The following is a 23,540-nucleotide window of genomic DNA, read 5'->3' as shown; positions in this document are numbered from 1 at the left end:
GGATGCGGACTGTTCTTCTGACATTATTCCTGGCAGGCCCGGTTTGGGCGGAAACCTGCCCGGAGGGGCCGGACCATACGGTGGCGATGGCGCGGCTGATCGAGGAGATCCGGGAAGCGCCCAACGAGGCTTCGGCGCGCGAGATCATGGGACATATGTGGATGCTGTGGAGCCATGCGCCAGACGAGGTGGCGCAGACCATCCTGGATGCCGGGATGGAGCGGCGCGTGGCCTATGACCTGTTGGGGGCGGTCAAGGAGTTCGACCGGCTGGTGGCCTATTGCCCGGATTATGCCGAGGGCTGGAACCAGAGGGCATTCGCCCATTTCCTGCGACAGGACTTTGCGGCGGCCCTGCCTGATCTGGACCGGGCGCTGGCGTTGAGCCCAACGCATCTGGGTGCCCTGTCCGGGAGGGCGCTGACCTTAATGGCGCTGGGGCGTGAAGACGAGGCGCAGGCCGACCTGCGGGTGGCGGTGGGATTGAACCCCTGGTTGCCGGAACGCGGGATGCTGAAACCGGACGATCCCGAGCTGTAACAGTAACGGTTTACACCGAGCTGCTTTGACCCGGTGGAAGCGTCTTGAGCCCGCCCTTGTCCAGGCTGGCGCTGCGTTCGGCCTGTTGCCTGGCTTCAAGGGCCAGTTTCTTTCGATACCGGGCGCGGCGGCGGGCGGCGTTGACGAATTTGAACACCGCATAGATTACGAAAAAGCACAGCAGAATCACGACGAAACTGCGCAGCCAGGTGACGGCAAGTTCGGAGCGGGCCATCGACGGGTTCAGGCGCATGGTCGACAACAGAGCCGAGGCGGCCAAGATGGTGATCACTTCGGAGGTATTGACCGAGCGCAGAATCGGGAGGCGCATCCAAAGACGATATCCGGCAATCCGGTCCGCCAAGAAAACATAGAGCAACCACGCCAGAAGCAGAACGAAGCGCAGGCCGGTGTCGATATTGGCGGCCTGGTAGCCCGAGATGAACATGAACAGTGAAACAAGGGCAATCGGCACAAAAGCCAGGCCAAGCGCCATGACCATTCCGCGTTGGAAGGCGCGCTTGGACAGGGATTTGTCGTATTGCAGGTCCTTGTTCATGATCGGTGTCGTACCGGGCGAAATGGGCGAGATTTTGACAGGAAGCGTTCAATACGGCGAAACATCGGGTGCGAACCCAGGCTGTGGTCAGAGAAAAAGCTCGATGTGTGCTTTACACTGCGCGCAGCCAAGTTATTTTCGCGCCAGGCTGTTTCCCCGGATCAGGGTGGAGCGGGCCGTGATGCGGGCGTGATGGAATGGTAGACATATCGGACTTAAAATCCGAAGGGGGTGACCCCGTGTGGGTTCGAGTCCCACCGCCCGTACCATCCACTTTTCGTTGATTTAGTGATCCTTGGCGTAATTCGACAGGGCGTTCAATACTGTGGTGCGGTCGTCGTTCTTGTGAGCGGCCAGGGCCAGGTGGCGCGCGGCTCGGGGCAGCGGTGCGCAGGCCATGGTTTGATCAAGCGGCGTGGCGTAGAGCCGTTGCGGCACGATTGAGGCGCCAAAGCCAAGTGCCACGAGGTTCTCCACCGCATCGATACTGTCGAGTTCGATCGAGGGGGTGATAGCATGGGCGCGCAGCAGGGCCGCGATTTGGGTGCCCAGCCACGTCGCGCGCGAAAAGCCGATGAAAGGCTGGTTGGTCAGGGTCTTCAGCGGGTCGCTGGGCAGCGCTGTGCCCGGTGGGGCGATGACGCAGAGCGGTTCCCTGGCGATTTCAGTCAGGGAAAGATCGGGCTGATCGGCCTCGGGGGCGGTGAGGAAGGCATAGGTCAGATGGCCTGCTGCAACCCTGGCGGCCAAGTCCCCCGAAAGGCCCGAGGAAATGCGGATGCTCAGATCGGGAAAGCGAGATTGCATTTGTGTCAACACGACCGGCAGCAGGGTCTGCAGGGTGGTGGGCACGAATCCGATTGAGATCTCACCGCTGGTGCTGTCGGGAGTGGCGAGGGTTGCCAGATCTTGCAGTTGGGCCAAGATCGGGGCGGCGCGTTCAGCGAGCGCCAGGCCGAAAGGGGTCAGACGGGCCGGGCGCTTGCCCTTGATCAGGAGGTTGCGGCCAAGCGCCTCTTCAAAACGTTTCATCTGCAACGAGACGGCGGAATGGGACAAGTGCACTGCGTCGGCGGCTGCCGAGAGGCTGCCGGTGTCACGGATTGCCAGAAGGGTGCGAAGCTGGTCCGGTTGCATGTATTTATTTTAATATTGTAAACATAATAAATTCAATAATGTCGTTATGTGTAACTTAGAGAATTACTTTACTCTGCGGAGGTGCAGCAACAGGAGCACCCCATGCCCGGACCTTTGGACGGTATTCGAATTCTTGACATGAGCCGCATTCTTGCGGGGCCGTTCGCAACCCAGTTGTTGGGGGATATGGGCGCGGAGGTGATCAAAGTGGAGCGCCCGGGGCGCGGCGATGACACGCGCGCCTGGGGGCCGCCTTTTGTGCCGGGTGAGGATGGTGGCGAGTTGCCCGAAAGCGCCTATTACCTCAGTGCCAATCGCAACAAGCGCTCGGTCGCGGTGGATATGTCCAGCGCAAAGGGTGCTGAAGTAATCCGGCAGATGGCCGGGGAATGTGATGTGGTGATCGAGAATTTCAAACCTGGGGGCTTGGAGAAATACGGGTTGGATCATGACAGCCTGCGGGGGCTTTACCCGGGGCTGGTCCATTGTTCGATTTCCGGGTTCGGACACACCGGGCCGAATGCCCACCGCCCCGGGTATGACCTGTTGGCGCAGGCGATGTCAGGGATCATGGCGATCACCGGTGAACCGGAGGGTGAACCGATGAAGGTGGGTGTCGGTGTCGCTGACGTGATGTGCGGGATGTATGCGGCCAACGCGATCCAGGCGGCGCTGATCCACAGGATGAAGACCGGCGAAGGGCAGCATATCGACATCGCGCTGGCCGATACGACGACAAGCTGGCTGGTCAATGCCGGGACGAACTACCTTTTAGGTGGCGTGGAGGAGCGGCTGGGCAATCAACACCCCAATATCGTGCCCTACCAGGTGTTCAAGGTGGCCGACGGGCACGTGATCGTCGCGGCGGGCAATGACGGACAGTTCGAGCGGTTCTGTGGCATCATCGGGCGCGAGGATATGGTGCGGGATGTGCGATACGCGACCAACCCGGCGCGGCTGGAGCATCGCGAGGCTTTGATTGCGGAACTGGCTGAAGAGTTGAAGCTTTGGCTCAAGGCGGCCTTGATTGCCCGGATGGAGGCCGAGAATGTTCCCGGCGGGCCGATCAACACGCTGAAAGAGGTGTTTGACAGCGAGCAGGTCAAAGCGCGCGAGATGCGGATCGCAATGGAATTCCCTGGGGCCAGAGGCGGCAAGGTCGACTTGATCGGTAACCCGGTCAAGTTCTCGGGCACACCGGTGGAGTACCGTCGCCCGCCGCCGCAATGCGGCGCGCATACCGACGAGGTTTTGCAGGAGCTACTGGGGCAGGCCCGGATAGAGGAGGACTGAGCGATGTTTTATCTGAACGATGATCACCGGGCGCTGCAGGAGGCGGCGCGCAAATTGGCGCAGGGTGTGATCCGTGAGCGTGCCGCGGAAGTTGACCGCAGCGAGGACTACCCCTGGCACAATGTCGAAGCGTTAACGCAAGCCGGTTTCATGGGAATGACGATCCCGAAGGAATATGGCGGGTTGGGGCTTTCATACATGGATGCGGTGCTGGTGATCGAGGAGATGGCCAAGGTCTGTGGCGTGACCGGCCGGATCGTGGTCGAGGCCAATATGGGCGCGATCGGGGCGGTGATGAAATACGGGTCCCACGCGCAGAAGAAGTTGGCGGCGGGACTGGTTCTGGCCGGGGACAAGCCAGCGATCTGCATTACCGAGCCGGGCGCTGGGTCTGCCGCGACCGAGATGACAACAACGGCCGAGAAGGTGCAGGGCGGGTATGTCCTGAATGGCACCAAACATTGGATCACCGGTGGCGGCGTGTCGAAGTTTCACCTGATCTTTGCCCGGGTCATGGATGGGGGGGAATTCAAGGGGATTGGTGGGTTCATCGCCATTCGCGACGAGACCAAGGGGTTGAAGATTGGCACCCGCGAACCGGCGATGGGGTTGCGCGGCATTCCCGAAACCGAGGTGATCTTTGAGGACATGGAGATCGGCGAGGACATGGTGGTGATTCCCCCCGAGGGGGTGGAACGTGGTTTTGCCGGGCTGATGAGCGCCTACAATGCGCAACGGATCGGCGCCGCGACCGTGGCGCTCGGCGTGGCGCAGGGGGCGTATGATCTGGCGCTGGACTATGCAAAGACACGGCAGCAATTCGGGCGACCGATTGGCGAGTTCCAAGGGCTGCAATGGATGCTGGCGGACATGTCGATCGGGCTGAGTGCGGCGCGTGGGCTGATCCACAATGCGGCGATGAACGCGGGTGACGGGTTCCCGGATATGCGCGAAGCGGCGCAGGCGAAAATCTTGGCGAGTGAGACAGCGATCAAGGTGACGAATGATGCCCTGCAGATCCACGGGAGTGCGGGCTATTCGCGCAACCTGCCGCTGGAGCGGATGGCGCGGGATGCGCGGATGTTTACCATTGGTGGGGGCACGGCGCAGGTGCTGCGCACGCAAGTTGCGGGGTCGATCCTGGGAATGAAAGTGCCGCAGACGCGGGATGGTTACGCAAAACTCGCGGAGCGCGGTTGATGGCAAGTCATGCAGAGATCATTGCAAGGCATTTGGCGGGGGCGGGCTGCAGATATGCCTTCGGGATGCCGGGCGGCGAGGTGTTGGTGCTGTTGGAGGCGTTGCGGTCCGAAGGCATCGAGTTTCATCTTGTAAAACATGAAAACTGCGGCGGCTTCATGGCCGAAGGGTCGTGGCATGTCACAGGGGCGCCCGGGATTCTTTTGACCACTGTGGGGCCGGGGTTGGCGAATGCTGTGAATTCAGCCGCCAATGCCTTGCAGGAGCAGGTTCCGATGATCGTGCTGTCGGGCTGTATCGATGCCGGTGAAGCGGCGCAGTTCACCCACCAGCTGATTGATCAGCAGGCACTGATGGCGCCGATCACCAAGGCCAGCATCCGGGTCGCACCGGGGGCGGCGGCGCAGGCCGTGGGCAAGGCGCTGGCGTTGGCGATGAGCGATCCGATGGGGCCGGTGCATCTGGACCTGCCGGTGGGGATTGCCGGGGCAGAGGCGCCGGACCATGTGGTGCCGCCGGTGCCCGCGCGGGCGGGCTGGACGGATACGACGTCGCTGGCGCGGGCGGCTTTGATGTTGCAGAAAGCCGAGCGGCCTTTGATCCTGGCCGGGATGGGGGCGGTTCAGCATGGCGCGGGTGAAGCGATCAGCGCGTTGGCGCGGGAGAGCGGCATTCCGGTGCTGACCACCTACAAGGCCAAGGGGGTGATGGATGAGCGTGATCCGCTTTGCCTTGGCGGGCATGGGCTGTCGCCCTTGTCGGATAGCTATGTATTACCGCTGCTCAAGGCCAGTGATTGCGTGATCCTTGCGGGTTATGATCCGATCGAGATGCGAAACGGCTGGATCAGGCCGTTTGCGGCTGAGAATGCCATCGACCTCATCCATGCGCAGATTGATCACGGGATGCACGGGGCCGCGTTGCGGGTGGTCGGTGATGTGGCGCAGATGGTGAGCACGCTCAATGGCGCGCTTGAGCAGCCGTTGAAAGGCGTGTGGCCCGGAGGGGAGCCCGGCAAGGCGCGGGCGGATTTGAACATGGCGTTTGGTGATCGCGACGTTTGGGGGGTTCATCAGGTGATTGCCACTTTGCAGGCAAATCTGCCCGAGCGCGCGATAGCGACTATGGACAGCGGCGCACATCGCATCCTGATGACCCAGATGTGGGAATGTCGGCGCCCCGGTTTATTGCTGCAATCGGCGGCGTTCTGCACCATGGGTGTGGCCGTTCCACTCGCGGCCGGGGTTGCGGTTGCGGGGGAGGCACCGGTTTTGGCGGTGGTGGGCGATGCCGGGTTCGACATGACGGCGGGCGAACTGGCCACGCTTCGCAATATGGGCCGTCAATTAACCATCGTGGTGCTGGCCGACGATTCCCTGGCGCTGATCGGCAGGAAACAGGCGGCGATGCAGTTGCCGGGCCACGGGGTGGATTTCCCGGCCACCGACATCGCGGCGGTCGCCCGTGCCTATGGCGGGCACGGAGCCGAGGTGTCATCGCGTGCCGGGCTCGAAACCGCCCTGGCAGAGAGCTGGCAGGCGGACAGTTTCACGGTGATCGTGTGCCGGATCGACAAGACCGGGTATGATGGTGCGTTCTGAGGTTTTCCGGGATGTTGAGGGGGGCAGGGTGGGAAGAATTGCCGCTCTCGCGCGTCTCCCACCCAATTGAGCGGAGTTAGCCGGGCCGGTGTTGCACCCGCCCGCCCCGACGCGTTCGGGCGGCAATGTGGTATGTTGTTACCTTTCGGTGTGTTGCGGCTGGAAAACGCTCCGCGAGGAGTATTTGGGCCAAGAAAGAGCTGGGTGGTGGGTCTGTTTTCTTCGATGTTGGGAAGCGGTGCGCCCGGGGGCTTTGTGCAGCTGCGCGGTTGGCGTTATGGTCGGCGGCATGGAGCAGGAAAAACCATATGTTCGGCGAGGTTTCGGGTGATGATCGGGGTGAGTGACGAGATCACGCGCCAATCGGCCTGGCCCACCAAGGTGGATGCAAAGCTTTACAACATGGCCAAACGGGCAATCGCGCGTCTGGGCGGCGATTTGCGGGTACCGATGCGCGGGTTGAAGACACTGGATCTGATCGTGCAGGACGAAGCCTGGATCATCGTCGACCGGGCGCTGGATGATTTGCCGATGGCGGCCTGGACTGACTTCCAGGATGCAGAGACGCGCGGGCTACATGAGCCGGTGATCTGCGAGCTTCGATATTATCACGACAAGGCGCGGCTTGTGATCAAGAAGGCTTTACGCCGGATGGAGGAGGAACTGGGCGCATTGCTGGCGGCCGGGGACGAGGCGCCGGGGCAGGGCCAGGTGATCGCGTTTCGCCCACGCGACGAGAGCTAAGCGTTTCGACGTTAGCTTGACGTACGAGGTGATTTCGAAACTCTGGCAACTCCGATAGGGTCCGCGCGTTTCGAGCGAGGCCCGCGACCCAAGTCTTCTCGAAACGCTTTAGGCGGGCGGTTTCAGAGGGGCGCGAGAACGGGTGTTGCCGGCGGTGGTGGTCTTGGTCAGGAGTTTCAGGAGCTGCGATTTCTCGGCGCTGTCCAGCCCGGCGAGAATGTCGTCCTGCAGCGCGCGGACCACGGGTTGGACACGGGTGAGAAGGGCTTTGCCCGCGGGCGTGATTTCAAGCACACGAGCGCGCCGGTCAGTTTCAGATTTTTTCCGTTCGATCAGACCTTTGCCCGCCAGCCGGTCAACAACACCGCCCAGAGTGGCCTTGTCATAGGCGATCGCACCGGCGAGGCTGGCCTGGTCCATACCCGGGGTCTCGTTGATGGTGGTGAGGGCGGCATATTGCACCGGCGTAAGATCGACCCCGATCCGGGTCATGTGATCGGCAAAGACGGCAACCGAGATCTGGTTCAGGCGGCGCACCAGGTGCCCAGCCATGTTGTGAAGTTCGCTCATCTGCCTGATCTCTGTTGGGTCGCTTTTGGGTTTCGGACAGGCTAACATTTGGTAAGTATACGTGCAAACCGGGAAGCCGTGTATCAGCAACGAGGCCGGGCGACGAAAGGAACGCGAAATGAGCGACTATCTGTTTGAACTGCCAGAGATTTTCTCGATTCCGGTTCTGGGTCTGTCTGCGCGCTATCCGGTGCGGCGGATCTTTTGTGTCGGACGCAACTATGCCGCCCATGCGGCTGAGATGGGCGGCGAAGTGGACCGCGAGGCACCTTGGTATTTCACCAAGTCGGCGGCCCACGCGGTTGGGTCGGACACGGTGCGGCCCTATCCGCCGGGAACGCAGAACTATCATCACGAGATGGAATTGGCCTTTGCCATCGGCACGCCGGTTTTCCGGGCCAGCCCGGTTCAGGCCGCAGAGGCGATCTATGCCTATGGCTGCGGGCTGGACATGACCCGGCGCGACCGGCAACAGGACGGCAAGGATCATCGCAGGCCGTGGTCTCTGGGCAAGGACGTTGAGGATGCCGCCGTCCTAGCGCCGATGACACGGGCCGGGGATTTCGGCCCGATAAGGGATCAGCGCATTCACCTCGAGGTCAATGGAGAGATTCGGCAGGATGCGACCTTGGCCGAGATGGTGTGGAGCTGTGAAGAGGTGGTGGCGCATCTGTCGCAATTCTATCACCTGGCCCCCGGCGACGTGATCCTGTCCGGCACCCCGGCAGGCGTCGGACCGGTCCAGGCCGGGGATCGGATCACCGGTGGCATCGATGGGCTTGAGCCGATTTCACTAGAGCTGAGCGCGGCTGAATAGCGGCTGCGGCCAGATTCACTGGGGCTGCCACAACGGCGTTCAAACGCCTGAAACGATTTGTGCCGTTGTGTTTTCGGGGTGTGCCAAAAAGGGGCGGGGTTCCTGTTAGGTGTTTACCGGAAGGGTTGTCGGTCAACACCCGCGAGACGGACTGCCGGTTGAAATCCATCAAGATTTCGCCGCAATTGCTTTGGTTATTTCCATGCGGGCTACAATCCCATCCTACCCATGCCGGGTTGTGACGGTCTTTTGCCCTTCAATAGGCGGAGTCCGCGTTGGGATTCGCCGTGTTGGTAATGGTTTGGCCGCAGGTGCCCCGCGCGGCAAGTATGGTATGGCAGGCAAATATGGCAACGACGTTCGTATTGTTCGATCTCGGAACGTGGCGATGGTGCAGACACGATCATTGGCGATGAAGGCATCGACAGTATCACAGGCGGCGCCGGATCCGACGAGATCTATGCCGGGCTGGGTGATGACACCATCACCATGGGCGAAGGCGACACGGTCTATGGGCAAGACGGCGATGACCTGATCCTTGTCGAGGCGACCGGAGATGCGGGCACCAACAATGCCACCATCGTTGGTGGTGAAGGTGACGAGACGCTGGGCGATACGCTCGACTTCCAGGGCCAGACCCATTGGGATGACGTGACGATCACCGCCGAGGATACGGTCGCCGGCGGGATGAGCGGTACAGCCATTCTGGCCGATGGATCGGTAGTGACTTTCTCGGAGATCGAGAATCTCATCATCTGTTTCACCGCAGGCACCCGCGTTGCCACCGCCAACGGTCTGCGCGACGTGCAGGACCTCGAGCCCGTCGATCTGGTGATGACCCGCGATCACGGGCTGCAGCCGGTCCGCTGGGTCGGCAGCCGGACGGTTCCGGCAAAGGGCAAGCTGGCACCGATCCGGTTTCAGGCGGGCAGCGTCGGCAACGAGCGCGATCTGCTGGTATCGCCACAGCACCGGATGTTGATCCGCAGCGCCGAGGCCAACCTGCTGTTTGGTGAGACCGAAGTGCTGGCCACAGCCAAGCACCTGGTCAATGGCGGCAGCGTGGCGAAGATGGTTGGTGGTGACGTGACCTATGTGCACATCCTGTTTGACCAGCACGAGATCATCTATGCCGAGGGCGCTCCGAGCGAAAGCTTCTTCCCCGGCAGAACCGGTCTGGATGCGGTCGAAAAAGCAGCCCGCGAAGAGCTGTTCACCATCTTCCCGGAATTGCGCACTTCTGCAGGTTCCTACGGTGAAACCGCCCGCATGTGTCTGCGGGCTCATGAAAGCCGCATACTGCGGCCAAGCTGACCTTCGACAGTGTCAGCGCGACCACGCCCGGCTGTTCCTGCTCGGCAGCCGGGGATTTTCCGTTTTGGTGCACGGGCCGCTGTTCGCGTCCATACATGTGCGGATCGCTCAGGTTGTTGCGCCGGTGACCAGCGCCTGCCCGGCCTCGAAGGCCTCGATGTTGAGGTCGACGAACTTGGCCGGGGTCATGGACTTGAGGCTGATCTCCAGCGCCTCCGGGCCGCAGATGTCACCCGAAGCGGTGAGTGCACCGAGGGCGACGATATTGGCGACCCGCTTGTTGCCCAGTTTGCGGGCCACATCGGTGAAGGGCAGGGCGGTGACGTTCGTGTTTCCGCTGGGCGGGTTCTGGACCAGTTCGGAATCCACCAGAACGGTGGAGCCTTCGGTCAGCAGCGCATCCGAGGTGCCTGCCGCGGCCTCGTCCAGGATCAGCAGATAGTCGAGCGAACTGGACAGTGGAAAGTCGGCTTCTCCGTCGCTGACCACGAGGTCCGAGCGGGATTGGCCGCCGCGTGAGACAGGTTCATAGGCCTGGGATTGGGCGACGTTGCGGCCCTCGGCCACCAGCGCCGAGGCAAGGATACGAGCGGCAAGGATCAGGCCCTGACCACCACTGCCGCTGAACCGGATATCGAGCGTGTCCATTACTTGCCCTCCTTCGCCTGGATCGCGGCGACCTTGGCGCGGTAGGCGGCCCCGTATTCGGGGCGCTCAACCCGGGTCAGCACGCCGGTTTCCATGGCGTTGGGCCGGAACGGCACGTCGACCGTGTTGCGATAGGCAAAGGGGCGCATCGGGCTTTTCTGGCTCATCATCATTTCGGGGCTGGCGCCAAGGTCGTTCTTGCGGCCATAGATTTCGGTGCAGTCCGAGATCACCTCGACAAAGGAGAAGCCGTCGAATGACAGGGCGTCGCGGAACAGGTCGCGCAGGGCCAGGACCTGCATGGTGACCTCGCGACCAACGAAACCGGCGCCAGCGGCAGTAGCCAGCGCGCAGGCGTCAAACACCGGTTCGGTGTTGCCGGCTGGCGTGGTGGTGGTGAAGCGGTCGCCCGAGGTGGTGGGCGAGACCTGGCCACCGGTCATGCCGTAGATCTCATTATTGAGCATCATGCAGGTCATGTTGAGGTTGCGCCGGCAGGCGTGGATCAGGTGGTTGCCACCAATGGCAAGGCTGTCGCCATCGCCGGTGATGACGATGACGTGCAGGTCGGGCCGGGCCAGCGCGAGGCCGGTGGCAAAGGCCAAAGGCCGGCCGTGGGTGGTGTGGAATGTGTTGGCATCCACGTAAGCCGACAAGCGGCCCGAGCAGCCGATGCCTGACACGACGGCCAGCTTGTCCTTGTCCCAGCCCAGCTCATGCACGGCCCAGAGTAGGGCGCGCAGGGCGATGCCATGACCGCAACCGGGGCAAAGGAAGTGCGGCATCTGGCCGAGACGGATGTAATCGTTGATCTCGAACGGGGTCTCGTTTTGCACGTCCTTCATTGCGCCGCCTCCTGTGCCATGGCGGTGATGTCATCCGGTGTGACCGCCTCACCATCAATCCGGGTGAGGGATTTGACCGATGCCGCGTCCTTGAGAACGCGTTCGACCTCGAGCACCATCTGGCCCTGGTTCATTTCAGGCACGATCACGGTGTGGGCACCGGATTTTTCGACCGTTGCCTTCAGGGCGTCGCCGGGGAAGGGCCAGAGCGTGACCGGGCGGAAGAGGCCCGCCTTGATGCCCTGTGCCCGCAAATCGGCGACCGATTGGCGCGCGGCGCGGGCCGAGATACCGATGGCGGCAATCAGCACGTCGGCATCGTCGCATTCAAGTGTGCGGTAGCTGTCGATTGTGTCGCGGTGCAGCTCTAACTTGTCGCTGAGCCGGGTGATGGCAGCGGTGGCCAGTTCCGGGTCCTGCGTGGGGAAGCCCCCCGGCGCGTGGGTCAACCCGGTGGTGTGGGTGCGATAGCCTTCGCCCGGGTAGGCCATGGGCGGGACCTTGTCTTCGGTCACTGCGTAGGGCTGGTGATCGACGGCCGGGCCGGTGGCCCATTTGCGCCAGACCTCAGCCTCGTCGGGCACGTCATCGAGATCGACGGTTTCCACCAGATGACCGATCACCTCATCGATCAGCACCACCACGGGCACGCGCAGCTGTTCCGACAGGTTCACGGCGCGGATGGTCTCGGAATAGGCTTCGGCCACAGAAGCGGGGGCCAGCACGATGATCGCGTGATCGCCATGGGTGCCCCAGCGGGCCTGCATGATGTCGCCCTGCGAAGGGCGGGTGGGCATGCCGGTCGACGGTCCGCCGCGCATCACGTTGACGATGACGCAGGGGATTTCGGCGCCGCAGGCATAACCGAGGTTTTCCTGTTTCAGCGAGAAACCGGGGCCGGAGGTGGCGGTCATGGATTTCACCCCGCCCATCGAGGCGCCGATGACCGCGCCCATCGAGGCAATCTCGTCCTCCATCTGGATGAAGGTGCCACCGACCTTCGGCAGTTCGGCGGCCATGGCCTCGGCCACTTCCGAGCTTGGCGTGATCGGATAACCGGCAAAGAACCGGCAGCCGGCGCGGATCGCGCCAAGGGCGCAGGCGTGGTTGCCCTGAAGGTTGCGTCTCTGGGTCATCGGGCGGGCTCCATGTCGGGCGCCGGGACGGGCGTGTTGGTGACGGTGATGGCAAAGTCGGGGCAGAGCCATTCGCACATGTGACAGCCGGTGCAGAGGTCCGGCAGGGCCAGTTCGGCAATCAGCTTGTCATTCAGGCGCAGGCAGCGTTCCGGGCACATCTTGACGCAGATGTCGCAGCCCTTGCACCAGTCCTCGGTGATTTCGACCACGGTATCGACCTGCGGATGGTGGATTTCCGTGTGGGCCACGTGCAGGCCGTTGGCGGTCTCATCGACGCGTTTTTCGCCGGCAAGGGCCCAGTCGCGGCCTTCGAGAAAGGCCTGTTTGTTGATCTCGATGGAATTAGGCGGGACGGATTCGGCGATGACCTCAAGCCAGTCCTCGACCGGGAATTCGAGCCCGGTCGACAGCGCGCCCAGAAGCACGGTGTTGGCCGCCTTGTCGTTGCCAAGGTTGCCGGCCATGGTGGTGGCGTCGATGGCATAGCCCGCATGGACCTGTTCGATGATCTCTTCGGGGGTTTGCGGGGCATAGCTGGCCTCGGCCCCGCGGAAGCGGTTGCGGCAGGCGAAGGGCGGCACGATGCGCTGGCAATCGGCGATGAAGGTGCCGGTTTCGGGTTTTAGGTAGTTGATCCAGCGCAGGCCCTCGGCCCATTCCAGCGCAACGAGGATGTCGGCCTCGCCCTCGGGGATGGTGGGCGACCAGACCTTGGGGCCGAAACGGACGTGGCTGAACACTGCCCCGCCGCGTTTGGCCATACCGTGAACCTCGGATTGTTTTACCTCATAACCGTGGTTCTGGCAGAGCTGCGCCAGCACCTTCGAGACCATGATGACCCCCTGACCGCCGACGCCAACGATCAGGACATTCTTTGGCCCGAGGTTTGATACATCGCTCATGCACTGCCCTCCGGCTTCACAAGCGGACGGATCGAATCCGAGGTACAGATCTGGGCACAAAGCGAGCAGCCGATGCAGGCGGCTTCGTCAATCTTGACCTTGTGGCGGCCTTCGAACCATTCGTCACTCCAGGTCATCGCCGGGCAGCCAAGGTTCATGCAGCCCTGGCAGGCGATGCAGCTGTCCTGATCGACATACATCGCCGGGCCCTTGATCTTGACCGGATCAAGCACACAGGGTCGATCCGAGATGACAACCGAGACGCCCTTGTATTCGATCGCCTCGCGCAGCTGCTGTTGAAGCTGGGCCATGTCGTAGCTATCGACCTGCTTGACCCATTCGACGCCCAGCGACTTGATCAGTTCGATGTAGTCGACGCGCGGGGCCGGATCACCACGCAGGGTACGGCCGGTGCCGGGGTGGTCCTGTCCGCCGGTCATGGCGGTGATGTGGTTGTCCAAGAGGAAGATGGTGATGTTGGCATTGTTGTAGACCGCGTCAATCAGCGGCGGGATGCCGGAATGCAGGAAGGTACTGTCACCGATGGTGGCGACGATGGGACGGGTTTCGGTGCCTGCCATCGCCATGCCAACGGCGTTGGCGATGGAGGACCCCATGGCGACGCAGGTGTCCATGGATTTGAGCGGTTCGACCACGGCCAGCGTGTAGCAGCCGATGTCACCGGCGACACGGGCATCGAGCGCCCGCAGCGCCATGAAACAGCTTGTGTGTGGGCAGCCAGCGCAGAGCACCGGCGGGCGGATCATCGGGGCGAATTCGAACTTCTGACTGTGCTTCGGGGCCTTCATCAACCCGGCAGCGGCCAGGCATTCGCGCAGCACTTCCGGCGAGAACTCACCGGTGCGCGGGAAGATGGATTTGCCTTCGCAGTCGATCCCCATGACCTTGAGGCTGTTTTCCAGAACCGGTTCCAGCTCTTCGACCACGATGACGCGGTCGACCGAGGCACAGAACGCGCGGATCTTGTTTTCGGCCAGTGGGTGGCTGACACCGAGCTTCAGTACGGAGGCATCCGGCAGGCATTCCTTGACGTAAGTGTAGGTGATGCCCGAGGTGACGATGCCGATACTGGTGTCGCCCATCTCGACCCGGTTGAGCGGGTTGTTCTCAAGGTAGTCCGCCAGCCGCTTCTCACGCTCCAGCACCACCGGGTGGCGGCCGCGGGCATGGGCGGGGATCATCACGTTCTTGGACGGGGTTTCCTGGAAGTCGACCGAGGCGACCTCGGTCCGTTCGCCAACCTTGACGCCGCTGCGGGTGTGGCTGAGCCGCGTGGTCGAGCGCAGGATCACCGGCGTGTCGAACTCTTCGGACAGATCGAATGCGAGCCGCGTGAATTCGAGCGCTTCCTGCCCGTCGCTGGGCTCCATCACCGGGACGTGGGCGAAACGGCCAAAGATGCGGGTGTCCTGCTCGTTCTGGGACGAGTGGATGCCGGGGTCGTCACAGACGGCGATCACCAGACCGGCATTCACCCCGATGTAGGAAAACGACATCAGCGCATCGGCGGCCACGTTGAGCCCCACATGTTTCATCGCCGAGAAGGCCCGGACCCCGGCAAATGAGGCCCCGATCACGGTATCGAGCGAGGTTTTTTCGTTGGTGGCCCACTGGGCGTGGATGTCGGCCTCGGGGTAGGTGCCGATGTTTTCCATGATCTCGGTCGAGGGGGTGCCGGGATAGGCGGCGGCGACGCGGGCTCCGGCCTCCCATACGCCGCGGGCAATGGCCTCGTTCCCGGTTAGGGGGTGGGGCCGGGCGGCCTGAGGGGCTTCCGGGCGGAGCAGAGTATCAGGCATGCCGTGTCCTTCGCGCAAGAATATGTTACGAGAAGCCTATTGTTGGCATTAATTTGTAACAAATGCGCCGATTGTCGCAGGGTTACAAATGCAACAGCCTGAGCGACGGCCCTGCCGAGGCTATTCGAGTGCCCTGGCGGCGGCCTGGAACGCGACCTCGGTCAGTTCCAGATCGGCATCACTCAAGGCAAGGCAGGGATAGGTTTTGCCTGCAGATTTGAAGATGCCATTGGCGCGTAAAACATCGTTGAAACGAGTGTTGCGGTTGGCATCGCCTGATTGAACGTCACGATAGTCGCGTGGCGCACTGTTGGCGAAGACGAAATCAAATAGCGTGGCGTCCCCGACGATCTGGTAGGGGATGCCGGTGGGGTCGAGCGCGGTGCGGGCGATGGATTGGACCTGTTCGCCCAAGGACCGCAGCCGGTCGAATTGACCGTCGCGGCGCAGGATTTCGAGGGTCTTGAGGCCTGCCACGGCGGCGACCGGGTTGCCCGAAAGGGTGCCGAGCTGCATCAGCCATTTTCCGGCGCCAACCTTGGATTTGTCAAAATGATCCATGATATCTGCCCGGCCCACGATCGCAGCCAGCGGGAAGCCGCCACCGATGACCTTGCCCAGCGTGCAGATGTCTGGGGTGACGCCATAATGCTCCTGCGCGCCGCCATAGGAAAAGCGGAAGCCGGTGACAACTTCGTCAAAGATCAGAACGATGCCGTATTTGTCGGCCTCATCGCGCAGAAGCTGGAGAAAGCCGGGCAGCGGTGGGATGATGCGTTGCAGGGGTTCGACGATGATCCCGGCGATCTGATCCCCATGTTCGGCCAGAAGTGAGCGGATGTAGTCGAAATCGTTGAACGGGGCGATCAGCATCTCGTCGGCAACGGATTGCGGGATGCCGGCGCTGTCGGGCTGGGCCTGTGGAAAGTTCACCCGCTCGGCGGGGGCCAGCGACATCTGCGCCTCGGCGGACATGCCATGATAGCCGCCTTCGAATTTGACGATCTTGTCGCGCCCGGTGAAGGCGCGGGCGGCACGGATGGCGTACATGTCGGCCTCGCCGCCGGAGGAGACGTAACGCAGCTGCTCGGCGCAGGGCACGGCGCGGCAGATTTCCTCGGCCAATTCGATGCCCGGGGCGTTGTTGGCGAAGAAGGTCATGCCACGGGGGATTTGTTCGAGGACGGTTTCAAGCACCTCGGGATGGCCGTGGCCCAGAAGCATTGGGCCGGAGCCGATCAGGTAGTCGACATATTCGTTGCCATCCTCATCTGCGACCCGGGCGCCGTGGCCGGAACGGATGACGATGGAGGGGTCGAAATTGCCGAAGCCGCCAGCAGGCAGGACTTTTTGCGCGCGGGCGATCCATTCGGATTGGGAGGTGAGTTTTTGCATGTCTTGCTCCTTTACAGGGCTGCTCGCCGCGCCCTTGCGTGGGCGTCCGGCGGGGTCAGTCGAGGATGAGGTCCGGTTTGCCGAGGGCGGTGCGGTCAGGGGTGACGCCGAGCCCGGGGCCGTCAGGTGGGGCAATGCGACCGTTTTTTCTTGTCGGGGCGTCGGGTGCGAGGCGGGGGGCGACATAGCTGGAGAGGTCGCAGGTGTTCAGAAGTCGCGAGGGTGGCGTGGAGGCGGCGAGGTGCAGCAGGGCGGCGGTGGTGATGTCGGAGCCCCAGGTGTCCTCGACACACATCTTGGCGCCGAGGTGAAGGCAGAGGTCGCGGGCCTGGCGGGTGGCGGACAGGCCGCCGAATTTCGCGAGCTTCAAGGCGACGGCATCCATGCACCCCGCTGTGTGGGCTTCGAGCAGCGAGGCAGTGTCGTGGGCGTTTTCATCGAGCTTCATTGGCAGACCCGTGGCCGCGCGGACGCGGGTGCAGTCAGAAATCGTCGGGCAGGGTTGTTCGAGCATGATGTCGAGATGGGCTACGGCACGGCCCACCCGGGTAGCATCAAGCGAAGTGGCGCCACAATTCCAATCACCATAGACCAATGGGCCGTGGCCCACAGCCTCGCGCACCTGGGTCAGGCGGGCGATGTCGGCCTCGTTGTTGGCGTCCGCGCCGAGCTTGACCTGGAACTGAGTGATGCCGGTTTCCTGGGCATTGCGGGCGATGCGGGCCATTTCGTCGGGGGCGATACAGGTGATCGAGTGGTAGAGGGGCATGGTCTCGACCTGTCTGCCACCGAGAAGGGTATAAAGTGGCAGGTTAGCGGCCTGACCCGTGATGTCCCAGAGTGCGATGTCGAGTGCGGATTTGGCATAGATGTGGCCCAGGAGATGGGTGTCGGCCCGCGCCATTAGGGCCTCGGGTCCGCGTGGGTCGGCACCGATGAGAACCGGGGCAATTTCGGTAAGCGCCGGGGCGACGCCGCGGGCATAGGCGGGCAGGTAATGCGGGATCGGGCAAACCTCGCCCCAGCCGGTGAGGCCGGAATCGGTATCGAGTGCGATCAGTACGGTTTCGACCGTGTCGCAGGTCTTGCCATCGGCCATGTAGTAGGTGTCATGGCTGGTCAGCGGGATATGCCAGAGGCTGAGACGGGTGATTTCCATGTTTGACCTCGGATATGAGTATTTGGGGCAAGATGAAGCATCAGGAGGTTTGGTATGTGGCGACGGGCGGGCCGAGGGTGTCCTCGTCGGGGTGCACCCCGAGGCCGGGCGTTTCCGGCAATGACAGGTGTCCGTTTTGATTGCGTGGGCCGCGACCCCCGGCGATATCGACGGTGAGCATATCCTGACAGGCCCAGACGGCGTGACAATTGGCATCCGGAACGGTTGCGGCGAGGTGCAGTGCCTCGGTATCGGCCAGCACCGAGCCACCGGTGGCCATGACGAACATGTCGATGCCATGGGCCAGCGCCACATCGCGAATGCGGGCGGCCTTGGTCAGACCCCCGACGCGATTGAGCTTGATGCCGAAGATTTCGGCCAGCCCGTCGCGGGCCGCGCGAGTGGCGTCCTGCAGGGTGACGAGGCATTCATCGAGGCTCACCGGGCTGGCGTGTTTGGCACGCAGGGCGGCGATATCGTCCAGCGTTTCGCCGGGCTGTTCGAAGAGGACGTTGAGGTCTTCGGTGGCGGACATGACGCGCAAGGCCTGTTGTCGAGTCCAGCCGCGGTTGACGTCGTAGAGGATGATTTCATTTTCGGCGCGGTTTTCTTCGACATCGCGGATGCGCCCGATGTCGCGGGTCACGTCGCCGCCGATCTTGACCGAATGGGCGATATAGCCGCGTTGGCGATAGCGGTCCATGACCTCGCGGGTTTCCTCGACGGTTTTGGCACCGACCGAGGACGCGATGGGACGGGGCGCGCGCGAGCCACCACCCATCAGGTCGGCGATGGGGAGGCCGGCCGCCTGACCGGCGATGTCCCAGCAGGCCATGTCTATGGGGGATTTAGCATAGAGATGGCCGGGCAGGGCGAGATCCATGGCGCGCTCGACGTCGAGATATCGGCGCGGATCGAGGCCAAGGACGAAGGGAGCCATGGTCTCGATCCCGGCGCGGATGCCCGGGCCGTGGGCGGGAACGTAGGTGTGACCCCACGGCGTACCCTCGCCCCAGCCGATGAGCCCTTCGTCGGTGTCAATGCGCACGAAAGTGGCATCGAGCACTTCGAATTTCAGGCGACCGCCGGAGAGCCAGTAAGGATGTTCAAGGGGCAGGTCGCGCTGGAAGACGGTGATGCGGGTGATTTTCATGGTCGGCAAGATTCCTCGTATTTCGCCCTGAGCGGGCGCTCATCCTTCTAAATTCAACCCGTTTAATGTACGGTGGCGGGGCGATCGGCACTGCACACCTACATTTTTCACGCGCTGCGCTCGCCAATATTGAACCGATACATTTTCAAAGGAGCACGTCATGTCACGAGCAAAAACCATCTCTTCCGACGAGTTGAACAAGGTCGCGGTTGCGGCCGCACGCAGCGTCCTGAAGGACGTCGAGCGTATGGGCGGCGGTTGCACCGTCGGGTATTTCCCGGATATCGGGATTGTCGGGCTGATCTGGGACGAACCGAATTTCGACGTCCTGAAAGCCGTCGATCTGTTGGACATCTCGGCCAAGATGGCGTCCGAGATGCGCAGTGTTGCAGGTGATGCCAGGGTTGGTGCGCATATCTTCAAGGGTGGCGCGACCGCAGGGTATTTCCCGGTTGAACCAATCATCGCAGAGCGTTTGTTTTGACCAGTGACAACCGGACCTGTCCGTCGTCGCAGCCGGATCAGGAGGGGGCACAGGTTCTGGGAGTCGTTGAACGCGGCGCCGATGGGCCTGCGTTGTCCTATGTCAACGCCCATGTGCCGGTAACCGACGAGGTTCTGGCCGCCACGGGCGAGGTGCCGCCGACGTTGATCTACCGGTTTGCAGCGCCTTGTGTGGAAAGCAAGTGCAAGCATTTCGATGGCAGCAAGTGCCAATTGGCCGTGCGGATTGCCGCGGGTCTTGCGCCCACGGTTGACAAGCTGCCGCCTTGTGCCATTCGCAAGACCTGCCGCTGGTACGTTCAAGAGGGCGCCTCGGCGTGTGGCCGCTGCCCGCAGGTTGTCACGCAGGTGACGGACGAGGAAGACCCTCTGTTCCGGATTGCTCAGCCCGACGCCGAGATGGCGGTGGCCGAAGATTGAGCCACGTGCCGGCATTTTTGGCCCCGTGATGTGACGCGCGGCCTCCTGCATTGCGCCGGGTCCGAAGGGGTTGAGGCGTTTGCGCGGAGTCATGGAGTGTTCCACTCTGCAACCGGGCTGCCGAGACTTTTGAAATCGGCGGTGACGCCGAGGCCGGGTGTGTCAGGGGCAAACAGTTTGCCGTTGGCTGCGACCGGGCCGCCGATCCCGGTGGAACGGGTGTTGTAGTTCATCAGGTCAGTGGTGTTCTGCAAATACTCTTCGGGCGTGGAGGCGGCGAAATGCGATAGCGTGGCCGAGGCGATTTCACCGCCCCAGGTGTCCTCGGCCACCACTGCGAGGCGGTTGTCGACCAGATAGTCGCGCACCCGGCGGGCCTTTGAGAGGCCGCCGAGATTGGAGATTTTCAGGCAGCAGATTTCGGAACCGCGGTCGGCGACAATGCGCTGGGCGGCGCGGATACCGGTGATGCACTCGTCGAGTTTCATCGGCTGCCGGGCGACGCGGCGGACCTGTTGGCATTCTTCGTAAGTGCGGCAGGGTTGCTCAAGAATGTAATCGAGATCGCTTGTGGCGCGGGCGACGCGGATGGCATCGTCGACGCGCCAGCCCTGGTTGGCGTCGGCCATGGCTATCTCGTCCGGTTCCAGCAGGGGCACAGTAGCGCGGATGCGGTCGATATCTGCGGTCCAGTCGCTGCCGACCTTGATCTGGAACTGGCGGTAGCCGGCAGCGCGATGCCGGTTCAGTTCCGCGATTGTTTCGTCGATGGGCTTTTGCGGAGCGACACGGTACATCGGTGCGCCGTCGGTGAGTTTTCCGCCCAAGAGCATCCAGACGGGTTGATCACAGGCCTGGCCGAGGATGTCCCAGCAGGCGGCATCAAAGGGCGCCTTGGCATAGCCGTGGCCCTGGATAGCATGATCCATGATCTGTTCGATCCGGGCGACCTGTCGCGGGTCCCGGCCCAGCAGATGCGGTGCAAGCAGTGGAGCGATGGCGGGCACGCCGTTTGAATGGGCGACCATGTAGTTTTCGCCGCACGGCGTGAATTCGCCACAGCCCTGTAAGCCGGCATCGGTGTCGATCACCACGACCGAGGCAATGGCGGTATCGATCGCGTTCCCCGCGCCCCAACCATAGCGGCCGCCCACATAAGGCAGTTCGGTTTGGTAGATGTGGATGCGGGTGATTTTCATCGCATAAGCCTTGGGCGAGGCCGATTGCCGCTCACGTGCGTGCGCGTCTCGCCGAAACGAATGGCGGGGTTTGCCTGCATTATGGGCACGGCCAAGGGCGGTCCATGAGAGTTTTGGGCAAGAAGAAAGATCATGGCGTGGTGTCCAGGAGCGATGGAGCGGTGAGATTGTCGCCGCGCCAGAAGGCCATGGCGAGGAGCGGCGCGTCCGGCATGGAAAAGCTGTGCAACTGGTTTGATGAGTGGTGGATCAGGGTGCCAGGGGTGGCGATCAGCGGGTCGCGCCCCTCGGTTTCGAAACGGGCGGAACCCGCAAGGGTGCAGTAGAGCTCTTCGGCTGCGTGGCGGTGTGGCGGGTAGGTGAGATTCTGTTCCCAATAGCCAACCGAAATGCGCAAGGAGTCGGTGGAATATGGTCCGTCGGGCGAGACCAGGTTGAACCAGCCATAACCGTTGAGAAAATCCGCGCCGACTTGATCCTGGTCGTAGCTTTGCTGCCACTCGAGATGCGGTGCGGCTGCAAGCACGGCAAAAGTGAGCTCGGTGGTGTCGGGCCCGGCCTGGGGCATCAGATCCATCAGGCGATCAGTGATGGGCAGGTCGCGTGGGTCTGGCCGGGTGTAGCCGAGATGCTCGAGCCTGTCGCCCACGAAGTCGGCAATCTCGGGTCGGGTCGAGACTAGGTTGCGGGTGGCTAGAAGCAGGGTAGCGAGTGCGTCATCGGGGGTCATTTGGCTATGGCCTTGTTATAGGTGCTGAGGCTGATGGGGATGAAGAAGGTCGCCCCCGGTGTGTCGTCGGTGCCCGCCCAGCAGGTCAGCTGAGCAAACACCCACGGGGTGGGCGGGGTTTGAAAGGCCTGTGGCTTGATGGTGCAGGCTTCTTTCGGGGTGAGGCCGGAGGTGGCCTCGCAATAGGGGCAGTTAACTTCACCGTTTGCCTGCTGCCATTGCCAGCTAACATTTTCGATCTGGCCCATGGTTCGGGCAAGGGTGTGGACGTCTTCCCAATCGCGCAGGGCCGTGGCAGATGCGCCGGGTCCATGGGCGACGATGATTGCGTTGTTGGTGAGCTGCATCGGTGGGGCTGGAAGGCCCGGTGAGAGTGTGCCGGGTTGGGTGATGCCAGCCTCGGCCAGAAGTTGCGGTATATCGCAGGGGTGTTTAATTTCCTCGGTCTCAACCCAATCTGCGTCGGGGTTTTCGGCATCCTTGGTGAGAAGCAGTTCGAGCATGGTGCAGGTATTTCGGGTCGAACCGTCGTGGATCGATATCGCGACGAATTCCAGCCGCTGGATCTGGCGGTAATAGCTGCCGGGCTGGATGATGACGGTTCGCATTACGAAGAAGGAATCAAAGTTGGCGGCGAACAGGCTGTCGGTGGAGATGACGGAAGGCGATGGGGTGGCCACGGCTGATTGAGTCCAGAGGAGTGCACCCACAAACAGGGCGGATATGGCGCGGGGAAAACACATCATGGTGTGACCACGATATTTCCGGTGTGTTGTTTGGCAATGAAGGCCGCCTGCGCCTCGCGCAATTGTTTGAGCGGGTAGGTGGCGGCCAGCGCCGGTTTGATCTCGCCCGCTTCGATGTATTTGACCAGGTTCCTGGTAACCTGCGGGTCGATCACGGTGGAGCCGGTGAAGGTGAGATCGCGCAGGTAGAAAGTGCGCAGGTCGAAATTGACTATCGGCCCGGCGATGGCACCGGAACAGGTATAGCGCCCGCCGCGTTCCAGGATGTCGATCAGGTTGGGCCAGTAGGGGCCGCCGACAACATCGGCAACGACGGTGATCTTCTCGTCGCCCAGCGTTGCGCGCAGATTTTCCGGGGCGCGGGGCAAGATGCGGTCGGGTCCCAATGTGGCGACCTCGGCGTGTTTGGCCTCGGAGGCCAGCGCGATCACCCGGGCGCCGCGACGCTTGGCAAGCTGGACCAGCGCACCGCCAACGCCGCCCGAGGCGCCGGGGACGAGGACGGTGTCACGGTCGCTCACGTTTGCACGGGTGAGCATGCCTTCGGCGGTGGAATAGGAACAGGAGAAGGTGGCGAGCTCGGCGTCGGAGAGCTTGGATTGGACGGCGATGGCATTGGTCGCGGGGATTGTTGTGAACTGCGCGAACCCGCCATCGCATTCCGAGCCGAAATAGCCGGTTTTGTCCTTGTTGGTCGGGTCGTCGGTATCGCGCAGCCAATTGTCGGTGATGACGCGCTCGCCAAGGCGGGTCGGATCGACGCCGTCACCCACGGCCACGATGGTGCCGCAGGTATCGGCACCCTGGATGCGCGGAAAGGTCAGAGGCGCACCGCCCCAGGTGGGGTCATCTTCGTCGACCATTTCGAAAGCGCCACCGGTGGTGGCATCATCCACGGCCTTGGAATACCAGCCCGAGCGGGTGTTGACGTCGGTATTGTTGAGGCCGCAGGCGCCAACCTTGATCAGGACTTCGCCGGGGGCGGGTTGCGGCGTGGGCCAGTCGGTGCGGTAGTCATACATGTCGAGATCACCGTGGCCGGTGAGGATCATCGCGTGCATGGTTTCGGGGATCTTCATGATTGCGGGCCTTTGTGTTTGCGTCGC

General features: G+C 62.6%; 24 protein-coding genes, 1 tRNA gene and 1 pseudogene. 11 read left to right on the top strand and 15 right to left on the bottom strand.

What is annotated here, in order from left to right; translation table 11 throughout:
- Positions 1 to 2 precede the first annotated feature (2 nt).
- Positions 3 to 539, top strand: coding sequence for a tetratricopeptide repeat protein (locus tag RXV86_RS07595; protein ID WP_316298855.1), 537 nt, complete (start codon positions 3 to 5; stop codon positions 537 to 539).
- Between the two features lie 10 nt (positions 540 to 549).
- Here the strand turns inward: RXV86_RS07595 and RXV86_RS07590 are convergent, their stop codons facing one another.
- Positions 550 to 1,098, bottom strand: coding sequence for a hypothetical protein (locus RXV86_RS07590; RefSeq protein ID WP_316298853.1), 549 nt, complete (start codon positions 1,096 to 1,098; stop codon positions 550 to 552).
- Positions 1,099 to 1,281: 183 nt separating this feature from the next.
- Between RXV86_RS07590 and RXV86_RS07585 the strand changes: the two genes are divergently transcribed.
- A tRNA-Leu gene (locus RXV86_RS07585) sits at positions 1,282 to 1,367 on the top strand.
- A 16-nt stretch (positions 1,368 to 1,383) separates the two neighbouring features.
- On the opposite strand, the gene RXV86_RS07580 is transcribed toward RXV86_RS07585, so the two are convergent.
- A complete protein-coding gene (locus tag RXV86_RS07580) occupies positions 1,384 to 2,235 on the bottom strand; it encodes a LysR family transcriptional regulator (protein ID WP_316298852.1) in 852 nt (283 codons plus the stop codon).
- A 102-nt stretch (positions 2,236 to 2,337) separates the two neighbouring features.
- On the opposite strand from RXV86_RS07580, the gene RXV86_RS07575 reads away from it, so the two are divergent.
- The 4 genes from RXV86_RS07575 (at position 2,338) to RXV86_RS07560 (ending at position 7,073) form a co-directional block, all read left to right on the top strand.
- Entirely contained in the window at positions 2,338 to 3,528 is a 1,191-nt protein-coding gene (locus tag RXV86_RS07575; protein WP_316298851.1) for a CaiB/BaiF CoA-transferase family protein, read from the top strand.
- A 3-nt stretch (positions 3,529 to 3,531) separates the two neighbouring features.
- Positions 3,532 to 4,728: a 3-sulfinopropanoyl-CoA desulfinase gene (gene acdA / locus RXV86_RS07570; protein ID WP_316298850.1), complete on the top strand. Its 1,197-nt coding sequence runs from the start codon at positions 3,532 to 3,534 to the stop codon at positions 4,726 to 4,728.
- Positions 4,728 to 6,329: a thiamine pyrophosphate-binding protein gene (locus RXV86_RS07565; protein ID WP_316298847.1), complete on the top strand. Its 1,602-nt coding sequence runs from the start codon at positions 4,728 to 4,730 to the stop codon at positions 6,327 to 6,329. The genes acdA and RXV86_RS07565 overlap by 1 nt, the downstream gene beginning before the upstream one ends.
- Before the next feature lie 339 nt (positions 6,330 to 6,668).
- A complete protein-coding gene (locus tag RXV86_RS07560) occupies positions 6,669 to 7,073 on the top strand; it encodes a hypothetical protein (RefSeq protein WP_316298845.1) in 405 nt (134 codons plus the stop codon).
- A 108-nt stretch (positions 7,074 to 7,181) separates the two neighbouring features.
- On the opposite strand, the gene RXV86_RS07555 is transcribed toward RXV86_RS07560, so the two are convergent.
- Positions 7,182 to 7,643, bottom strand: coding sequence for a MarR family transcriptional regulator (locus RXV86_RS07555; RefSeq protein WP_316298844.1), 462 nt, complete (start codon positions 7,641 to 7,643; stop codon positions 7,182 to 7,184).
- Between the two features lie 118 nt (positions 7,644 to 7,761).
- On the opposite strand from RXV86_RS07555, the gene RXV86_RS07550 reads away from it, so the two are divergent.
- The 3 genes and pseudogenes from RXV86_RS07550 to RXV86_RS07545 all read left to right on the top strand — a co-directional run bounded on the left by RXV86_RS07550 (position 7,762) and on the right by RXV86_RS07545 (position 9,774).
- A complete protein-coding gene (locus RXV86_RS07550) occupies positions 7,762 to 8,460 on the top strand; it encodes a fumarylacetoacetate hydrolase family protein (RefSeq protein ID WP_316298843.1) in 699 nt (232 codons plus the stop codon).
- Between the two features lie 345 nt (positions 8,461 to 8,805).
- Positions 8,806 to 8,934 (top strand): annotated as a pseudogene (locus tag RXV86_RS22055) (hypothetical protein); the annotation flags it as partial.
- 15 nt (positions 8,935 to 8,949) lie between these two features.
- Positions 8,950 to 9,774, top strand: a complete 825-nt coding sequence (locus RXV86_RS07545; RefSeq protein WP_316298842.1) for a Hint domain-containing protein — start codon at positions 8,950 to 8,952, stop codon at positions 9,772 to 9,774.
- A gap of 108 nt (positions 9,775 to 9,882) precedes the next feature.
- Here the strand turns inward: RXV86_RS07545 and RXV86_RS07540 are convergent, their stop codons facing one another.
- The 8 genes from RXV86_RS07540 to RXV86_RS07505 all read right to left on the bottom strand — a co-directional run bounded on the left by RXV86_RS07540 (position 9,883) and on the right by RXV86_RS07505 (position 18,835).
- Positions 9,883 to 10,422: a 2-oxoacid:acceptor oxidoreductase family protein gene (locus tag RXV86_RS07540; RefSeq protein WP_316298841.1), complete on the bottom strand. Its 540-nt coding sequence runs from the start codon at positions 10,420 to 10,422 to the stop codon at positions 9,883 to 9,885.
- Positions 10,422 to 11,267, bottom strand: coding sequence for a thiamine pyrophosphate-dependent enzyme (locus RXV86_RS07535; protein WP_316298840.1), 846 nt, complete (start codon positions 11,265 to 11,267; stop codon positions 10,422 to 10,424). The genes RXV86_RS07540 and RXV86_RS07535 overlap by 1 nt, the downstream gene beginning before the upstream one ends.
- The gene (locus tag RXV86_RS07530) at positions 11,264 to 12,403 is read right to left on the bottom strand and encodes a 2-oxoacid:acceptor oxidoreductase subunit alpha (RefSeq protein ID WP_316298838.1); all 1,140 of its coding nucleotides are present in this window, start codon (positions 12,401 to 12,403) and stop codon (positions 11,264 to 11,266) included. The genes RXV86_RS07535 and RXV86_RS07530 overlap by 4 nt, the downstream gene beginning before the upstream one ends.
- A complete protein-coding gene (locus RXV86_RS07525; protein ID WP_316298837.1) occupies positions 12,400 to 13,308 on the bottom strand; it encodes a 2-oxoacid:acceptor oxidoreductase family protein in 909 nt (302 codons plus the stop codon). Before RXV86_RS07525 ends, RXV86_RS07530 begins: the two co-directional genes overlap by 4 nt.
- Positions 13,305 to 15,128, bottom strand: a complete 1,824-nt coding sequence (gene iorA / locus RXV86_RS07520) for an indolepyruvate ferredoxin oxidoreductase subunit alpha (RefSeq protein ID WP_316298835.1) — start codon at positions 15,126 to 15,128, stop codon at positions 13,305 to 13,307. Before iorA ends, RXV86_RS07525 begins: the two co-directional genes overlap by 4 nt.
- 120 nt (positions 15,129 to 15,248) lie before the next feature.
- The gene (locus RXV86_RS07515; protein ID WP_316298833.1) at positions 15,249 to 16,523 is read right to left on the bottom strand and encodes an aminotransferase class III-fold pyridoxal phosphate-dependent enzyme; all 1,275 of its coding nucleotides are present in this window, start codon (positions 16,521 to 16,523) and stop codon (positions 15,249 to 15,251) included.
- A 55-nt stretch (positions 16,524 to 16,578) separates the two neighbouring features.
- On the bottom strand, positions 16,579 to 17,682 hold the full coding sequence (locus RXV86_RS07510; protein WP_316298831.1) for a mandelate racemase/muconate lactonizing enzyme family protein: 1,104 nt from the start codon (positions 17,680 to 17,682) through the stop codon (positions 16,579 to 16,581).
- A 40-nt stretch (positions 17,683 to 17,722) separates the two neighbouring features.
- Positions 17,723 to 18,835 carry a mandelate racemase/muconate lactonizing enzyme family protein gene (locus RXV86_RS07505; protein ID WP_316298829.1) on the bottom strand — a complete coding sequence of 371 codons (1,113 nt, stop codon included), beginning with the start codon at positions 18,833 to 18,835 and terminating at the stop codon, positions 17,723 to 17,725.
- A gap of 160 nt (positions 18,836 to 18,995) precedes the next feature.
- Between RXV86_RS07505 and RXV86_RS07500 the strand changes: the two genes are divergently transcribed.
- The gene (locus RXV86_RS07500; protein WP_316298827.1) at positions 18,996 to 19,319 is read left to right on the top strand and encodes a hypothetical protein; all 324 of its coding nucleotides are present in this window, start codon (positions 18,996 to 18,998) and stop codon (positions 19,317 to 19,319) included.
- Complete coding sequence (locus RXV86_RS07495; protein WP_316298825.1) at positions 19,316 to 19,759, top strand: hypothetical protein; 444 nt, start codon at positions 19,316 to 19,318, stop codon at positions 19,757 to 19,759. The genes RXV86_RS07500 and RXV86_RS07495 overlap by 4 nt, the downstream gene beginning before the upstream one ends.
- Before the next feature lie 89 nt (positions 19,760 to 19,848).
- Here the strand turns inward: RXV86_RS07495 and RXV86_RS07490 are convergent, their stop codons facing one another.
- The 4 genes from RXV86_RS07490 to RXV86_RS07475 all read right to left on the bottom strand — a co-directional run bounded on the left by RXV86_RS07490 (position 19,849) and on the right by RXV86_RS07475 (position 23,513).
- A complete protein-coding gene (locus tag RXV86_RS07490) occupies positions 19,849 to 20,958 on the bottom strand; it encodes an enolase C-terminal domain-like protein (RefSeq protein ID WP_316298823.1) in 1,110 nt (369 codons plus the stop codon).
- A 130-nt stretch (positions 20,959 to 21,088) separates the two neighbouring features.
- Positions 21,089 to 21,688, bottom strand: a complete 600-nt coding sequence (locus RXV86_RS07485; protein ID WP_316298822.1) for a dimethylsulfonioproprionate lyase family protein — start codon at positions 21,686 to 21,688, stop codon at positions 21,089 to 21,091.
- Positions 21,685 to 22,434 carry a hypothetical protein gene (locus RXV86_RS07480; RefSeq protein ID WP_316298820.1) on the bottom strand — a complete coding sequence of 250 codons (750 nt, stop codon included), beginning with the start codon at positions 22,432 to 22,434 and terminating at the stop codon, positions 21,685 to 21,687. The genes RXV86_RS07485 and RXV86_RS07480 overlap by 4 nt, the downstream gene beginning before the upstream one ends.
- The gene (locus RXV86_RS07475) at positions 22,431 to 23,513 is read right to left on the bottom strand and encodes an alcohol dehydrogenase family protein (protein WP_316298818.1); all 1,083 of its coding nucleotides are present in this window, start codon (positions 23,511 to 23,513) and stop codon (positions 22,431 to 22,433) included. The genes RXV86_RS07480 and RXV86_RS07475 overlap by 4 nt, the downstream gene beginning before the upstream one ends.
- Between the last annotated feature and the right edge of the window lie 27 nt (positions 23,514 to 23,540).

Source organism: Aliisedimentitalea sp. MJ-SS2 (assembly GCF_032586155.1).
GTDB lineage: Bacteria > Pseudomonadota > Alphaproteobacteria > Rhodobacterales > Rhodobacteraceae > JAWHTC01.
This window is presented reverse-complemented; position numbering and strand designations above follow the sequence as displayed.